The sequence below is a fragment of the Mesorhizobium sp. B2-4-12 genome (assembly GCF_006441575.1).
Taxonomy (GTDB): Bacteria; Pseudomonadota; Alphaproteobacteria; order Rhizobiales; family Rhizobiaceae; genus Mesorhizobium.
In genome coordinates this window covers 1-13,798 of sequence record NZ_VFVC01000077.1, presented here as the reverse complement: position 1 = coordinate 13,798, position 13,798 = coordinate 1, and the positions used below count along the sequence as shown (strand labels likewise).

The 13,798-nt window shown below is 62.5% G+C and carries 15 protein-coding genes, 1 tRNA gene and 1 pseudogene; 7 read left to right on the top strand and 10 right to left on the bottom strand.

All coding sequences use genetic code 11. The annotated features are described in order from the left end of the window. Window positions 1-149 precede the first annotated feature (149 nt). Together FJ934_RS26995 and FJ934_RS26990 are read left to right on the top strand one after the other, a co-directional pair. On the top strand, window positions 150-1,202 hold the full coding sequence (locus FJ934_RS26995) for an ABC transporter permease (protein WP_140613453.1): 1,053 nt from the start codon (window positions 150-152) through the stop codon (window positions 1,200-1,202). Further along, window positions 1,202-2,146 (top strand): ABC transporter permease, encoded by a 945-nt coding sequence (locus tag FJ934_RS26990; RefSeq protein ID WP_140613452.1) that lies wholly within the window; start codon window positions 1,202-1,204, stop codon window positions 2,144-2,146. Before FJ934_RS26995 ends, FJ934_RS26990 begins: the two co-directional genes overlap by 1 nt. A 215-nt stretch (window positions 2,147-2,361) precedes the next feature. On the opposite strand, the gene FJ934_RS26985 is transcribed toward FJ934_RS26990, so the two are convergent. After that, entirely contained in the window at window positions 2,362-3,129 is a 768-nt protein-coding gene (locus tag FJ934_RS26985) for an SDR family oxidoreductase (protein ID WP_140613451.1), read from the bottom strand. A 283-nt stretch (window positions 3,130-3,412) separates the two neighbouring features. Between FJ934_RS26985 and FJ934_RS26980 the strand changes: the two genes are divergently transcribed. Beyond that, window positions 3,413-3,568, top strand: coding sequence for a hypothetical protein (locus FJ934_RS26980; protein ID WP_140613450.1), 156 nt, complete (start codon window positions 3,413-3,415; stop codon window positions 3,566-3,568). Window positions 3,569-3,698: 130 nt separating this feature from the next. Further along, window positions 3,699-3,842 (top strand): annotated as a pseudogene (locus FJ934_RS28810) (LLM class flavin-dependent oxidoreductase); the annotation flags it as partial. A 38-nt stretch (window positions 3,843-3,880) separates the two neighbouring features. On the opposite strand, the gene FJ934_RS26970 reads toward FJ934_RS28810, so the two are convergent. The 6 genes from FJ934_RS26970 to FJ934_RS26935 all read right to left on the bottom strand — a co-directional run bounded on the left by FJ934_RS26970 (window position 3,881) and on the right by FJ934_RS26935 (window position 8,462). Then, complete coding sequence (locus tag FJ934_RS26970; RefSeq protein ID WP_140613449.1) at window positions 3,881-4,567, bottom strand: isochorismatase family cysteine hydrolase; 687 nt, start codon at window positions 4,565-4,567, stop codon at window positions 3,881-3,883. Between the two features lie 115 nt (window positions 4,568-4,682). Then, window positions 4,683-5,279, bottom strand: coding sequence for a hypothetical protein (locus FJ934_RS28620; protein ID WP_246671654.1), 597 nt, complete (start codon window positions 5,277-5,279; stop codon window positions 4,683-4,685). Between the two features lie 251 nt (window positions 5,280-5,530). Further along, complete coding sequence (locus FJ934_RS26955) at window positions 5,531-5,779, bottom strand: hypothetical protein (RefSeq protein WP_140613448.1); 249 nt, start codon at window positions 5,777-5,779, stop codon at window positions 5,531-5,533. Window positions 5,780-5,846: 67 nt separating this feature from the next. Next, window positions 5,847-6,905: a SagB/ThcOx family dehydrogenase gene (locus FJ934_RS26950; protein ID WP_246671653.1), complete on the bottom strand. Its 1,059-nt coding sequence runs from the start codon at window positions 6,903-6,905 to the stop codon at window positions 5,847-5,849. A gap of 421 nt (window positions 6,906-7,326) precedes the next feature. Next, window positions 7,327-8,076: a helix-turn-helix transcriptional regulator gene (locus FJ934_RS26940; RefSeq protein ID WP_140613446.1), complete on the bottom strand. Its 750-nt coding sequence runs from the start codon at window positions 8,074-8,076 to the stop codon at window positions 7,327-7,329. A gap of 310 nt (window positions 8,077-8,386) precedes the next feature. Next, a tRNA-Ala gene (locus FJ934_RS26935) sits at window positions 8,387-8,462 on the bottom strand. 146 nt (window positions 8,463-8,608) lie between these two features. On the opposite strand from FJ934_RS26935, the gene FJ934_RS26930 reads away from it, so the two are divergent. Together FJ934_RS26930 and FJ934_RS26925 are read left to right on the top strand one after the other, a co-directional pair. After that, complete coding sequence (locus FJ934_RS26930; protein WP_140613445.1) at window positions 8,609-8,899, top strand: YggT family protein; 291 nt, start codon at window positions 8,609-8,611, stop codon at window positions 8,897-8,899. A 13-nt stretch (window positions 8,900-8,912) separates the two neighbouring features. After that, the gene (locus tag FJ934_RS26925) at window positions 8,913-9,224 is read left to right on the top strand and encodes a DUF167 family protein (protein ID WP_140613444.1); all 312 of its coding nucleotides are present in this window, start codon (window positions 8,913-8,915) and stop codon (window positions 9,222-9,224) included. Between the two features lie 26 nt (window positions 9,225-9,250). Here the strand turns inward: FJ934_RS26925 and FJ934_RS26920 are convergent, their stop codons facing one another. The 3 genes from FJ934_RS26920 to FJ934_RS26910 are packed head-to-tail and all read right to left on the bottom strand — an operon-like array spanning window position 9,251 to window position 12,003. Continuing rightward, on the bottom strand, window positions 9,251-10,132 hold the full coding sequence (locus FJ934_RS26920; protein WP_140613443.1) for a MurR/RpiR family transcriptional regulator: 882 nt from the start codon (window positions 10,130-10,132) through the stop codon (window positions 9,251-9,253). 30 nt (window positions 10,133-10,162) lie between these two features. Further along, window positions 10,163-11,230, bottom strand: coding sequence for a sn-glycerol-3-phosphate ABC transporter ATP-binding protein UgpC (gene ugpC, locus FJ934_RS26915; RefSeq protein WP_140613442.1), 1,068 nt, complete (start codon window positions 11,228-11,230; stop codon window positions 10,163-10,165). A gap of 2 nt (window positions 11,231-11,232) precedes the next feature. Continuing rightward, window positions 11,233-12,003 carry an SDR family oxidoreductase gene (locus FJ934_RS26910; RefSeq protein ID WP_140613441.1) on the bottom strand — a complete coding sequence of 257 codons (771 nt, stop codon included), beginning with the start codon at window positions 12,001-12,003 and terminating at the stop codon, window positions 11,233-11,235. Between the two features lie 183 nt (window positions 12,004-12,186). Here FJ934_RS26910 and FJ934_RS26905 point away from each other — a divergent pair, with 183 nt between their 5' ends. Further along, a complete protein-coding gene (locus FJ934_RS26905) occupies window positions 12,187-13,419 on the top strand; it encodes a sugar ABC transporter substrate-binding protein (protein ID WP_140613440.1) in 1,233 nt (410 codons plus the stop codon). Window positions 13,420-13,798 lie beyond the last annotated feature (379 nt).

Genomic DNA, 13,798 nt, shown 5'->3' with positions numbered 1-13,798 from the left:
TCCACGCCATTGTTGAGGGCTTCGTCCTTGCAAACCCATACTGACCACCGCCAAATCAAATGTGTGCGCACGCTAGCTATACGGGGAGAAGGTGCCGGCAGGCGGATGAGGGGCGGCGCCAACGGCTGGCGGGCGGAGTGCCATAGCTGATGTTCCGCCTGGAAGTTCGTACCGCGACGCCCGCCTGGTTCAACCTTGCGCTGCCGCTGCTGGCGATCGGCGCCACGCTTGTGCTGTGCAGCGGCCTCATAGCGCTGGCCGGCGCCGGCGTGCTCGAATCCTATGGCGTGATGTTCACGGCCTCGCTCGGCGACAGCTACGCGATCACCGAAACGCTGGTGCGCGCCGCGCCGATGATCTTCACCGGTCTGGCGGTGGCCGTCGCCTTCCGGGCCAAATTCTGGAACATCGGCGCCGAGGGGCAGCTGCTCGCCGGCGCGGTAGCCAGCTGCTTTGTCGGCGCGATCCCGATGCCGGGACCGCTCGCCATGCTGTTGATGGCGATCGCCGGCGCCGCGGCCGGCGCCGCCGTCGCGCTCATCCCGGCGACATTGCGAGTGAAATTCAAGGTCGACGATGTCGTCAGTTCGCTGCTGCTCAACTCCGTCATCTATTACGCGCTGATGGCGCTGATCGAAGGGCCGTGGAAGGACAGCTTCAGCGGCTATCCGATCTCGCCTCCGATCGAGGATTCGGCGAATTTCCCGGTGCTTATCGAAGGCACGCGGCTGCATCTCGGCGTTGTCATGGCGCTGATCGCGGCGCCTTTGATCTGGTTTCTCATCGTGCGCACCACGCTTGGCTTCAAAATCCGGGTCACCGGCGAAAACCCGGAGGCAGCACGCTATGGCGGCATCAATGTCCAGCGCGTGCTGCTGTCGACGGCGCTGCTCTCCGGCGCACTGGCGGGACTGGCCGGCGTCGGCGAGGTCGGCGGCGTGCATTTCCAGGTGATGAGCGACATCTCGCCGGGCTACGGCTACTCCGGCATCGTCGTCGCCATGCTGGCGCGGCTCAACCCGCTCGGCGTCGTGCCGGCGGCGATCTTCCTGGCCGCCGTGATGACCGGGGCCGAGGCGATGTCGCGGGCGACCGGTGTTCCGGCCTTCCTCAGCGATGTCATCCAGGGCACAGCGTTGCTCGCCATGCTGGTGGCGCTGCTGTTCACCGCCTACCGCATCCGCCGCGTCGGAGCAGCCTGATGAGCGTGGTGCTGGAACAGATTTTTCAGGTCGGCTTCCTGGCGGCCATCATCCGCATCGCCACGCCGCTGGCCTTTGCCACGCTTGGCGAGATGTTCTCCGAACGGGCCGGCGTGCTCAATCTCGGCATCGAAGGCATCATGCTGCTCTGCGCGATGACCGGCTTCACGGCCACCAGCCTCAGCGGCAGCCTGTGGCTGGGTGTCCTGGTGGCAGTGCTGACCGGCATGCTGATGGGCGCGCTGCATGCGCTGTTCACCGTGGCGCTCGGCCTCAGCCAGCATGTCTGCGGCATCGGCGTGACCCTGTTCAGTTCGGGGCTCGCCTATTTTCTCTACCGGCTGATCTTCGGGCAGCAATCGGTCCCGCCGAGCATCATGGGTTTTCAGACTCTGCCGATCCCGGTGCTGTCCGACATTCCGGTGCTCGGGCCGGCGGTGTTCAACCAGTTCGCGCTGGTCTACATGGCCATCCTGGCCATCCCGCTGGCGGCCTTCATCCTCTACCGCACACCTTGGGGCCTGTCCGTGCGCATGGTCGGCGAGAACCCGCGTGCCGCCGATTCCGCCGGCGTCAGCGTGATCGCCACGCGCTTCCAGGCGGTGATCCTCGGTGGCGCCTTGATGGGTTTGGCCGGCGCCTTCCTGTCGATGGCGCAGTTCAACGCCTTCACTTTCGGCGTCGTCTCCGGGCGCGGCTGGGTGGCGATCGCGCTGGTCGTGTTCGGCCGCTGGGATCCATGGCGCTCGGCGGGTGCGGCGCTGTTGTTCGCCTTTGTCGATGCCTTGCAGTTGCGCATGCAGGCGAGCGGCCTTGGGCACATTCCCTACGAAGCGTTCCTGATGCTGCCCTTCATCTTCACCATCGTCGCCATGGCTTTCATGTCGCGCAATGCTGTCGCTCCCTCGGCGTTGCTCAAGCCTTTTCGGCGGGAGGAGCGGTAACGCAGGCTTAGGTTCCTCGCCCCGCAAAACGGGGAGAGGTGGCCGCGAAGCGGTCGGAGAGGGGCTGCGCTGACTGTCGAATGGTCGCTTTTTCAGGGCCGCGCCTTGCGCCAGCTTCTCAGTCGGTTCTGGCTTCACGCAGGGCATCCCCCGCCCCGTCTCGGGCTTCGCCCGAGCCACTTCTCCCCCCACTCCCGTGGGGGCGAGGAAAAGCATCACATCGCCGTAAAGCCGTTATCGACGAACAGATGCGCGCCGTTGACGAAGCTGGATTCGTCGCTGGCTAGGTAAAGTGCTGCCTTCGCCACCTCTTCCGGCTCGCCGATGCGCCCCTGTTGCGCGGCAAGGGCTGCGTCCGAGACATCGACACCGAGCTTGCCCAGATCGGCGACCTCGCGCAGGCCGTGCGGCGTGCGTATGAAGCCGGGGCAGACCGCGTTGCAGCGGATGTTGCGGTCGCGGAACTCGACGGCGATGGCGCGCGCGAACATGTGGCAGGCGCCCTTGGTGGTGTCGTAGAGCACTTCGTTCGGCGTCGCCGCCACCGCCGAGATCGACGAGGTGCAGACGATCGAGCCGCCGCCCGCCGCGATCATGCCGGGCAGCACGGCGCGCGTTATCAGGAACATCGAGCGCACATTGACGGCATGCAGCCAGTCCCATTCCTGAAGCGTCGTTTCCAGGAACGGCTTTATGACGATGGTGCCGGCATGGTTGAACAGGACGGTGATCGGGCCGAGTTTTTCCGTCGCCCCTTTCACCGCCGCCTCGACTTGCGCTTCGTCAGAGACGTCGGCGACAAAATGCTCGGCGACATGACCGCGCGCCCGGATCGCCGCCGCCGTCGCCGCTGCCGCTTCGCCGTTGCGGTCGATGATCGCCACCCTGGCGCCCTCGGCGGCGAACAGCTCCGAAGCCGCTCCGCCCATTCCCGTCGCGCCGCCCGAAACGATGGCGACCTTGCCGGCAAGTCTCGCGCCCATTTTAACTCCCATATCCCGTTGGATGATGTCTCGTTTTGCGATGCTATCCCTGATGCGCGGAGCGGCCAATGCGCGAATTGGGTCTGCAAGGACGGGGATGGTCCGTCGAGGCTGGCGTTGCGGCGCCCACAACCCATGCCGCAAGCCTTCCAGACAGCGCCAATAAGCAAACCATCGCCAATTTTCGGCCGAATGTGAGAAAATTATTCTGCATCATGCCCGAAAATAGCACTCGACAAAGTCTACAAGTTTTATAGATTAATTGATTGAGACGGAGGTCGATATGTCCTATATCCAGAACGCTCAGACTGACAGCAGCGGCCAGAGGCTGGCCAATGCCCAGACCTTCCGCCCGGCCTATGCCGGTGCCTTTGCCTATTTCGTCTTTGCCCTTGCGTTCGTGTTCACCGGGGCCGTTGTCCTGGGCCTCATTCCCTGAACGTTTTAATCGCCTGGGTTTAGCGGCCCGGCGCTTCCATGCATTCGCAGTCGATGAACCGGATTCCGGTCTGCCTTGGCGCGACCGGTGATTACCGCATCCAGTGAGTCCAGAAATGGAGGAAATGGCAATGCCGATCGCGTTCACGCATATCCCAGGCAAGACCGCCGAGGCCGCGGTTCCCTTTTTCTACGACTTTGCCGAGACCGCGACCAAGCTCGGGCTGATCGAGGATGGTGGCTTCCAGAAGATCGTCGTCGACGATCCGGCCGGGCCGGCCGAGGCTGCAAAGGCGCGCGGGCTGAGTGTCCGTCAGCCCTTTGTTGCTTCGCGCCCGTCGCCAAGCCGTGACAGGCCGTCAATGACTGCGGCTGAATCGGCCAGGGCGCCGAAGACGCCGTCCTCCACCGTCACCATGTGAAGCGCCGCCTCGTGGGCTCTCTGGTCGCCGCTCGCACAGGCGTCCGAGATCGTCAGGCACTGAAAATTGCGGTCGCAGGCTTCGCGCAGCGTGGTGTGGACGCAGACATCGGTCGTGCAGCCGGAAAACATCAGATGCGTGATGCCTCGGGCACGCAGCACGAGCTCGAAATCCGTATAGGTGAAGGCGCTGTTGCAGGTCTTGTCGACGATGATGTCGTGCGGCCCGACGTCGATCTCCGGAACGATCTGGAAACCCTGGCCCGAGCGCAAAAGGATGTCCGTGCCGTCCAAGCCGGCGCGCTTGCGGCGCCATTTCTCGTAAGGCGTCATGTCGGCCATGTCGGCACGATAGCCCTGCCTTGTGTGGATGACCGTGACGCCGGCGGCGCGGGCCGCGCCGATCAGCCGGTTCACGGCCGGCAGGATCGCCCGCAGCGGCGAGGGATCGTATCCCTTTCTGGCGAAATAGCCCGTCGTCGACAGGAAATCCTGCTGCAGGTCGATGACGACCAGCGCTGTGTTTTCGGCCACCAGCCTGCTGTCATAAGGGTAGTCGAAGGGCGTTGCCTTGATCATCGAGAGCTTCCTGTTGCCCGGGTCACTCTAGCGATTCTCCATTGAGGCGGCGAGGCACGGATACGGGCGATCGGCGCCCTGGGTTGCAGAAAATTGTTGAGTGTTGCAGTCATCTTCAATGTTGACTAGTAATGTCATGTTTCATGTCAACCGCCATCTGCCTGCCGCAGCAGGAAGCGCCCGCGAGAACGAGGAAGAAGCTCTTGTCCAGACATGGTTTGTTGGCGAGGCTGGTCGCAGCGGTGATCATGGCGGGCGGCAGCGCCTCGGCCCAGCAACAGCCGGCCGGCATCGCCCTCGAGGTCGAGGCACCTGGGGCGCCCGCCTCGGCGACACCCGCTGCTCCAGTGGTTTCCGCCCGGAATTGCCTCAAAGCAAGACGAGTGGGGTTGCTCAGCTCAGCGACTGACATAGTGCTTCGACCTGCTCGAGGTAGAAGCGGCATTTCGTGCGCAGGATTCTCAGGTTCGGGTCGTCGGCGCCGTTGATCTCGATGGGTCTGCATCATGAAATCGAAATGGGCATGAAAGGCGTCTGCCGCGCCCCAGAGGCTGTCGGCCTGCCAACTGTCGGCCATGGCCATGGAAATCAACCGTCGGGCCTCGACGCGCGCCGAGTCCGGCGATGCCGCCCGGGCTGCGATCAGGGCATGGAGCCGGCCGAAGATGCTTTCCCTGGCGTCGACGGTCCGGACGGTTGCAAGCATGTTCATCTGCGGGTTCCCCTCAAATCTCTGCGCATCAATGTTCATTTTGCGGGCTGCCAGCGATCAAGGCGGCGATCACTGCCGGATCCGATCGCCGGCCCCCGATGTTGGCAGCCTCGGCATTGGCCTGCTCGAACCGCCAGACCATATCGGTGCGATCAGGCTCGGCGGCGGCTTTTTCCGGCAGCAGACCTTGCAGCGCACAAGGTGTCTCCCGCCGGTTCGGCCGTAAGCCCGCCGGCACACGGCTGCGTCCGCTACGCCCTCCTTGGCTGAGCGTGGTCCTTTGCATACGGCTTGGGATGCATGGGGTTGCCGCTGAGTTGCGCAAGCCTTGCCGGCCGGGCGCCGCGCAGAATATCGAATGCTTCGGCATAGGCCATGCCAAGCAAATAGGAGATCATGGGAAAACGGCTTGCGTCGGCAATCTGCACGAGCTCATTGGTCATCGACGCGATATATTGAAGACTATCGATCTCTGACTGCCGTAAGGACTGATTTGCCACGTGCTGCTCCTTTATCGGATGGAACTCAGGGGACGCGTTACTGGCTACACCGGACATACCGAGGCGGCTAATTGATGGATTGACCGGCCGCATGCGGGCTTGGTTCCGGGGTCGAGAGGGTCAAGGCATAGATGGGCGCGTCGGTGAGGCGGTCGAGGCCGAGTAGGCGCTTGATCGCCGAGTGGCTGAGAGCTGCGGTGGGACACGCCGACAGACCATGCCTGGTCGCCGCCAGCATCATGTTCTGGCCGATATGGCCAGCCTCGATCAGGACGACGCGGTAGGCGTTGGCATCGTCATATTTCCACATGGTCCGGTCGAGCCTGGCGCACAGGAGGACCAGGCATGGCATGGTATCGGCCCATTCCTGCCCGCCGACCAACTCCGAGATCCTCGGCAGATGGTTGGCCGAGATCCTGCCGAGGTCGTGATCGGCGGCGGAATAGTGATAGACACCCGGCTCAAGACCCTCGACGCCAAGCGCAACCACATAGGCCTCATAGGGATTGCGCGCGCCGCCCGAGGGGGTCATGCCGAGCGGCAGGGCGCCGACGCAGTTATTGGTTTCGCCGGTTATGCCCATGCCCGCGAACAGGCAGTTGGAGAGCTGCCGCGCGGTGATGGTGGGCGCGGCCGCGGTGCGGTTGGTGCGGCGCCGCGCCATCAGTGCCAGAAGTTCGTTGTTGGCCAGTGCGTTCGGCAGCCGAATGGCATCCGTGGCATTTTTCAGCAGAAGGTCGGGCTGGGTGGCATGACCGGCGCGTTCGATCTGCCGTGCCTCGGCCTGTTCGATGGTCATGAACTCGCTGTCCTGGACGCAGAAATGCATCAGCGCAGTCGGAATGCCCCAGTTCCACTGCCCGGAGAACTGCGTCTCCCGTTCGGCCAGCGGCGAGCCGGCGGTGACCAGGGCGGAAAAATCCAGCAATTGCGGAACGACGGCATTGAGGTCGGATTTCGACCATCCATGAGCGCGCGCGACCTCTCCCGTGGAGGCCCATTCGTCCCAGGATGCGAGAAGACCAACCACTGCGGGGCTGCATTCGAAGACGCTTCGGGTCAGGAAATTGCAGGCCGTGAGCTTGTTGGTCCCGGGGTAGAACACAAGTGTTTTTGAGGAGCGCATTTTCATGATGCTGGATGCCGTTTTTGAAAGCAAGGCGCCGACAGGGCGGACAGCCCGTCGGCGCCGAACGACTTCAGCGCTTGTTGTAGTGCATGCCCTGCGAGAAGAAGACGGTCTGGGTGCCTGCGGCAACCGTCAGCTTCGGGGCGTTGTTTACTTTCTTGGCCATTTTCGTCCCTTTCCCGACCCCCAATGGGATCTGTTAAAAGATCCCCCACAGCGGGATCCGCGAGAAGAAAGGTAAGTTCGAAAGAATTAATTGTGTGTTAAAATTACAGTAAATCCAACGTTACCTATAATATCTTTCTTTCCAAGAAAGTCTAAAAAATCGATTTTACTCAGATATGGAGTAGGTACTCGCTGGCATACGCTTTTTCGAGATATTCTTGTTCTTATTTAGCGTAACCAGCAGCTGGTGCTCCTAGCTCAGCCCGTCCTGGGTGAGGCTGACGACGAGCTGATCGATGGCGGGATCGTCAAGCGTGACAACATGCGCCATACGGATCGCATGCCGTGCTCGGATACCGGACATATCCTGCCGCATAATGACCGATACGAATGCCGGCCCGGCCTCGGTCAGAAGCATGGCCTTGCCGACGAGAACCGGTTCCGAGATTGGAGCCCATTGCACGGAGATCAGCGATGGCTCGCCGGTCTGGCGACGGTTGACGCCGCTAAAATAGATCCAGTTCAGGCGCGAGATCGCCACGCCGTAGTGGTTGCCGCGCGCCCGCGCCCATGTCGAGCCCCGGCGCTCCGACCATCCGGTGACCCTGCGGAATGAGACCAACTCGGCCTCGCGACGCACGAAAGTCACCGACCGCATCAGGAGGTCGGGACGGGCCGGGATCGAAAAATAGGTGAAATAGGTGCCTCCCGCGATCGACGGGGCGGGAGGCCGAATCATCTGGTTGAACAGGCTTTCGGAGATCGGCGGCAGGCCGGCAACCGAAGGCTCGGGCATGCCGGGGCCCTGATACAGTTCGGCTTCGTGGATGCGGAAATAGTCGCAGATCAGCTTGGCCGTGGCCTTGTTCGGAATGGTCTGGCCCTGCAGATAGCGTTCGAACTGCGTGCGATTGATCCCCAACTCACGGCATACCGCGCTGATGGATGCATGGTCCTTGCAGAGCCGTCTGAGATTTGCAGCGAGATTCTCGCGAATGGACACGTCTTTGCTTTCGCAGGCGAATTCTTCATTTCGACTCGAAATCCATATAGCGCCTTCGGTCGCCCCCGCCGAAACGCCCAGTCACAACACACAGAAAAAACTGATTTGGTAACGCCAGTCTAATGGGGCGACTTCCAAAAAAAATAGTGCCGATCCGACAGCGACCATCGCCATAAGTCCAATTGACAATTGTCTTGCCCTGGAAATCCCGCGAAATCGTATATGGCCTTTTGAGGAGCATTGACGCCGCGCGTCGCAACGGATGCCGTCCGCGCCTTGCGGCAAAAAAGCGGACCACCGATTATTCCGCTGGTGGAGCTGAGGAGGATCGAACTCCTGACCTCGTCATTGCGAACGACGCGCTCTCCCAGCTGAGCTACAGCCCCGTCCAGCGGATGGCGCATTTATCGGGCGCGGCGGATTTCTGTCAAGGCGGCGTTTTGCCGAAATCCTTGCTGTCTGTCGCGCCGGCCGGCGGCTCTTGCCGGTTTGGTGCGCAATGGCTACATGTCGGCAACAATTGGAGACCGGCATGCTCGCCCTCATTCAAACCATCGTCATGGCGCTCGACCTTTATTGGTGGGTCATCATCGCCTCGGCGATCTTTTCCTGGCTCTATGCCTTCAACGTCGTCAACTCGCGCAACCAGTTCGTCGGCAGCATCGGCAACATGCTCTACCGGCTGACCGAGCCGGCGCTGCGGCCGATCCGCCGGTTCATGCCCGACCTTGGCGGCATCGACATCTCGCCGATTATCCTGCTGCTGATCCTGTTCTTCGTCAGGCAGTTCATTCTTACTACGGTGGCGCCGCTGCTGCTGTGAGTCCGGCGGTTGCATGAGCGCGCCATTCCTCATCCGCGAAAACTGCATCGAGCTGTTTGTCCGGCTAACACCGAAATCTTCCTCGGACAGGTTTGAAGGCGTCGAAACATCGGCGGACGGACGCAGCCATTTTAAGGCGCGGGTCCGCGCCGTGCCGGAAAACGGTGCGGCCAATCAGGCGCTGGTGAAGCTGGTCGCCAAGGCGCTGGGGGTGCCAGGGTCGGCCGTTTCGGTCGTTGCCGGCGGGACGGCACGGCTCAAGACGCTGCGCGTTGTCGGCGAACCGGCGACGCTGGCAAGAAGCGTCGAGGTGTTCGGTGCATAGGTTTCCTTGCCGCACGACCTTCGGAGTCAATCGCCCAGCGGCAGTCTGGGGTCGTCGACCTTCAGCGTGTTTACGCTCTGTTTGATGCGGCGCAGGTTCTCCAACACCTTCGGGCCGCGCGTCTCGGCCACCGATGTCACGATCATGTCGACGATCGCCAGCAGGGCGTAGCGCGACGATGTCGGCTTGTAGATGTTGCCATCCTCGAGCGGCTGCAGATGGATGACCGTATCGGCGACCTTGGCAAGCGCCGAGTCGGGGGCGGTGACCGCCACTGTCATGGCGCCATATTGCTGCGCGACCTGCACGGCCTCGATGACCGAGCGCGCATAGCCGGACACCGAAAAAGCGACCAGAGTGGTCTCGGGCGTGGCAACGGCGGCATACATGCGCTGCAACTGGCCGTCGATCTGCGCCAGCACCGGCAAGCCGAGCCTGAACAGCCGGTTCTGCATCTCGGTCGCCATCATCGAGGAGATGCCGCCGGAGCCGATGCACAGGACATTGCCCGAAATCGCCAACCGTTCGGCGACCGCGACCAGCGTCGTCATGTCGAGATTCTCGCTGGCGCGCTGGATGGCCGAGATCGCCGCTTCGGTGATGGCGGAGGCGATGCGCTGCTCGCGGGCATCGCGGCTCAGTGGCTCCGGCGACAGATATTGGCCGCCGATGGCGATGGCCTGCGCCAGATAGAACTTGAAGTCGCGCAGGCCCTCGCAACCGAGATTGCGGCAGAAGCGCGTGACCGTCGGTTCGCTGACGCCGACGCGTGAGGCGATCTCCGAGATCGCCGCTTTGGAGGCGAAATCGAGATCGGATAGCACGAGGCCGGCCAGGCGGCGGTCCGACTTGGTGCCGTCCTGCGACATCAGCTGCAACCGCGTGATGATGTCGGCCGGCGTCTTCATGCTTGTGCCTTCGTCGTCATCCCGGTGTTCTCATAGCGGCAGGCCCGTCGCCTTGTCGAACAGATGGATGTTGCCGGGATCGACCGAAACCGGAAGCAGGTCGCCCGGCCTGATCGGCACCCTGTCACGGAACACGGCGCGCACCGTGTCGGTGCCAATGGCGCCATAGACGTGGGTCTCGGAGCCGGTCGGCTCGACGACATCCACCTTGAGCGCCATGGCGTCCGCGGCTTCGCCGATGATGAAATGCTCGGGCCGGATGCCGGCCTCCACCACGCTTCCCGCAGGCACCGGCTTACCGGCAAGCGCAAGCCGGCCGCCGCCAACCGACTCGAACCAGGTCTTCTCAGGCGTCGTCCTGAGAGCCCCGGAGACAAAGCTCATCGACGGCGAGCCGAGAAAGCCGGCAACGAACTTGTTGGCCGGCCTGTCATAGAGTTCGAGCGGTGCTCCGACCTGCTGGATCCTGCCGCGGTCCATCACGACGATGCGGTCGGCCATCGTCATGGCTTCGATCTGGTCGTGGGTGACATAGACGATCGTCGATTTCAGCCGCTGGTGCAGCGCCTTGATCTCGGTGCGCATCTGCACTCGCAACTGGGCGTCGAGGTTGCTGAGCGGCTCGTCGAACAGAAACACCGAGGGTTCGCGCACGATGGCGCGGCCCATGGCCACGCGCTGGCGCTGGCCGCCCGAGAGCTGGCGCGGGTAGCGGTCGAGATAGGAAAACAGGTTGAGGACGCCGGACGCCTTCTTGACCTTTTCGTCGATCGCCGCGCGGTTCTCGCCACGGATCTTCGGGCCGAAGCCGATATTCTCGGAGGCCTTCAAATGCGGGAACAGCGCATAGGACTGGAACACCATGGCGATGTTGCGCTGCTGCGGCGGCAGGTCGTTGGCGCGGGTGCCGCCGATCAGCAGATCTCCCGAGCTGATCGTCTCCAGGCCCGCCAGCATGCGCAGCAGGGTGGACTTGCCGCAGCCCGACGGGCCGACCAGCACGACGAACTCGCCGCTTTTTATATCGAGGTTGATGTCCTCGAGGATCCTGTGCTGGCCGAAGGATTTCGACAGGTTGCGAAACAGGACGTCAGTCATGGTCACGCTCCCAATATGTCGTCGATGAACGGCAGGCAACCGGCGGTCAGCCCGGCATCGACGGGCATCACCACGCCTGTTACGCCCGAGGCGCGGTCTGAGGCAAGGAAAGCCACCGCTTCGGCGACTTCCTGCGCGTTGACGATGCGGCCGAGCGGATAGAGCCGCTTGAGCTTGCCGAGGATTTCCGGATCCTTGGCCAGGCGATGGTCCCAGGCGGCGGTGCGGATCGACCCCGGGCAGACGACATTGGCGCGCACGCCGCTGCGGCCAAGCTCGACGGCGATCGACTTGGCATAGGCGTTGATGCCGGCCTTGGCGGCGGCATAGGCGGGATTGCCGAAATGCGCGATGGCATTGACGGAGGAGATGAAGACGACGCTACCCGATCCGCGCGCGGCCATCGCCTTGGCGATAGGATCGGCGAATGTCATCACCCCGGTCAGATTGAGGTCGAGCTCATGCTCGATCCTTTCCGCCGTCAGCGCGGCAAGCGTCTCGGCGCGCGTCCAGCCGGCATTGTTGATCAGGATATCGGGTACGCCGTCCCTGTCGAGAACAGCTGTGATCGCCTTCTCTAGGGACGCGCGGTCAAGAAGGTTGAAAACATGGCGCGAGGCAAGGTGCGGGCTTGCCAGCGCCTCCTCGGATTGGTCGCAGCCGACCACGCGCGCGCCCCTTCCGGCCAGCAGTGCGACGATCGCCGAGCCAAGGCCGCCGCCGGCACCCGTGACGACGACAGTACGGCCCTCGAATTCGGCTTTCGAAACCACGGTGCTTGTTCCTCCCGCAGATCAGGCAGATGCCGGCAGGCTAATGAATGGAATGTAATTAAGCAACATGATAATCCGCTTGCATGTGGTGAATTCAGCGATAATGTAGGAAAGTCACATAAATCTTGTGCCAGCCATCGGCGCAAGGAGCGCAAAAAGCGCGGAACAAATGGGAGAGATCGGATGAGCCTTGCCAAATGGACTGTCGGCCTGATGGCCGGAATGAGCATGCTGGCCTTCGCGGCGCAGGCGAATGCGGGTGAAGTGCGCGTCACCGTCGCCGAATACAGCGCCAAGACCGGGCCTTATTTCGAAGAGGTGAAGAAGGAGTTCGAGGCGAAGAACCCTGGCATCACTGTCAAGTTCGAAGTCGTGCCGTGGGATGTGCTGCTGCAGAAACTGACCACCGACATCACCGCCGGCACCAATGCGGATCTCTCGATCATCGGCACACGCTGGCTGATCGACTTCGTCCAGCAGGATGTCGCCGAGCCGCTCGACAGCTACATCACGCCCGAATTCAAGGGCCGTTTCATCGAGACCTTCCTGTCGCCCTCGATCATGAATGGCAAGACCTATGGCCTGCCGATCGCAGCCTCGGCTCGGGCCATGTATTACAACAAGGAACTGTTCGAGAAGGCCGGCATCGCCAAGCCACCGGCGACCTGGACCGAACTGCAGGACGATGCCCGCAAGATCAAGGCACTGGGTTCCGGCAGCTTCGGCTTCGGCTTGCAGGGCAAGGAGATCGAGACCGACGTCTACTACTACTACGCGATGTGGTCGCAGGGCACCGAGATTCTCAACAAGGACGGCACCTCCGGCTTGAGCACGCCGGGCGCGCTTGCAGCAGCCAAGCTCTATAAGTCGATGATCGACGAAGGGTTGACCGAGCCCGGCGTCACCTCCAACAACCGTGAAGACGTGCAGAACCTGTTCAAGCAGGGCAAGATCGGCATGATGATCACCGCACCGTTCCTGTCCAACCAGATCAAGGAAGAGGCGCCGAGCCTGAAATACGGCGTGGCGGCCATTCCGGCCGGGCCGACCGGCGCGCGCGGCACCTATGGCGTCACGGATTCCATGATCATGTTCAAGAACTCCAAGAACAAGGACGAGGCCTGGAAGCTGATGGACTTCCTGTTCACGAAGGAGCAACGCGCCAAGTTCACGCAAGGCGAAGGCTTCCTGCCGGTGAACAAGGAAGAGGCCAAGATGGACTATTATGTCAACAATGCCGATCTGGCCGCCTTCACCGCACTGTTGCCCGACGCCCGCTTCGCGCCGGTCATTCCGGGCTGGGAAGAGATCGCCCAGATCACCTCCGACGCCATGCAGAAGATCTATCTCGGCGGGGACCCGGAGACGGGCCTGAAGGAGGCGGCGGCGAAAGCCAACGCAGTGTTGAAAAAGTAGGGGCCGTGCTCAAGAAATAGGGCGTATCTCCCTGCGCCCGTGGCGCGCCCCAAACTCAGGCGGGGCGCGCCACAGTTTTCGGGCTTAAGCACAAAGCGTCGAACGCCGACGGGACAACCACTTCGTACAGGGAATAGATCGCCGATGTCGCGCCGCCCCTCATTGCCCTGCCGGGCATTTCTCCCCGTATAGGGACGGGGAGAAAGGGCTGGCCGCGATCTTGTCGTCCTCTTTGAGACGCTGGTGATTGGTCAAAGCGGCGGCGAGAGCGCCCCTCTCCCCGTCACTATACGGGGAGAGGATGCCGGTGTCCGAACCGGATAGATAGGTAACAGGATGGACCGATTGCATGGGTAACGGTTTTCTTGTCCGCCGGGAG

What these genes read in the sequence shown, in the direction of transcription:
- ugpC (WP_140613442.1), bottom strand. Translation starts at nt 11,230, where the DNA reads ATGACTGACGTCCTGTTTCGCAACCTGTCGAAATCCTTCGGCCAGCAC.
- FJ934_RS28620 (WP_246671654.1), bottom strand. Translation starts at nt 5,279, where the DNA reads ATGAACATGCTTGCAACCGTCCGGACCGTCGACGCCAGGGAAAGCATC.
- FJ934_RS26990 (WP_140613452.1), top strand. Translation starts at nt 1,202, where the DNA reads ATGAGCGTGGTGCTGGAACAGATTTTTCAGGTCGGCTTCCTGGCGGCC.
- FJ934_RS26950 (WP_246671653.1), bottom strand. Translation starts at nt 6,905, where the DNA reads ATGCGCTCCTCAAAAACACTTGTGTTCTACCCCGGGACCAACAAGCTC.
- FJ934_RS26970 (WP_140613449.1), bottom strand. Translation starts at nt 4,567, where the DNA reads ATGATCAAGGCAACGCCCTTCGACTACCCTTATGACAGCAGGCTGGTG.
- FJ934_RS26980 (WP_140613450.1), top strand. Translation starts at nt 3,413, where the DNA reads ATGTCCTATATCCAGAACGCTCAGACTGACAGCAGCGGCCAGAGGCTG.
- FJ934_RS26920 (WP_140613443.1), bottom strand. Translation starts at nt 10,132, where the DNA reads ATGAAGACGCCGGCCGACATCATCACGCGGTTGCAGCTGATGTCGCAG.
- FJ934_RS26905 (WP_140613440.1), top strand. Translation starts at nt 12,187, where the DNA reads ATGAGCCTTGCCAAATGGACTGTCGGCCTGATGGCCGGAATGAGCATG.
- FJ934_RS26925 (WP_140613444.1), top strand. Translation starts at nt 8,913, where the DNA reads ATGAGCGCGCCATTCCTCATCCGCGAAAACTGCATCGAGCTGTTTGTC.
- FJ934_RS26985 (WP_140613451.1), bottom strand. Translation starts at nt 3,129, where the DNA reads ATGGGCGCGAGACTTGCCGGCAAGGTCGCCATCGTTTCGGGCGGCGCG.
- FJ934_RS26995 (WP_140613453.1), top strand. Translation starts at nt 150, where the DNA reads ATGTTCCGCCTGGAAGTTCGTACCGCGACGCCCGCCTGGTTCAACCTT.
- FJ934_RS26930 (WP_140613445.1), top strand. Translation starts at nt 8,609, where the DNA reads ATGCTCGCCCTCATTCAAACCATCGTCATGGCGCTCGACCTTTATTGG.